Source organism: Photobacterium angustum, assembly GCF_003026365.1.
Lineage (GTDB): Bacteria > Pseudomonadota > Gammaproteobacteria > Enterobacterales > Vibrionaceae > Photobacterium > Photobacterium angustum.
In genome coordinates this window covers 1-532 of sequence record NZ_PYOM01000064.1, presented here as the reverse complement: position 1 = coordinate 532, position 532 = coordinate 1, and the positions used below count along the sequence as shown (strand labels likewise).

1 protein-coding gene is annotated in these 532 nt (G+C 38.7%); it reads right to left on the bottom strand.

Annotated elements, in window-relative coordinates:
• On the bottom strand, positions 1-532 hold a 532-nt coding region (locus CTN01_RS22890; protein ID WP_170096492.1), incomplete at both ends, for a tetratricopeptide repeat protein.

Below are 532 nucleotides of genomic sequence, written 5' to 3'. Positions count from 1 at the left end.
AGTACTCTCACCGTATGTTTACTTAAGAACTCTTTAGCAAAGTCGTTGACTTGTTTTTTCTGGGCATCAGATAAATGACTCATTGTTTCAAGGTATTGTTCTTTATAAATATCATAAAGGTCATGTTCTTTATCTGTACCCATTGAGTCTAGATATATTTTTGAGTAAGCAGCACCAAGCACTTCGTCTTTTTCTGGGTAACTTATTTCTGGAATTGTATGTAGGTACTGTCCAGCAAGGTAAATTGTAGAAAAAGCATCTCCAGTATTCGCCATTTTTGTCCAAATATCAAACGCTTCCTTTTTATTTCCTTCTTTAAAAAGTATAGATGCGTAGCCTTCCATCCCCCTAAAGTTACCCTGTTCAGCAGAGGCCTTGTATAGACGTTTTACTTCTTTTTCTCGATTGCCAGGTATGAAAAACCAGCCATCTCCGCCAGCATACATACTTGCTAGGCTTGCCTGTGCCTTTGAGTTTCCATGGTCAGCAGCTTTCTTCAACCAGTCATTAGACTCATCAGGGTATAAGAAGG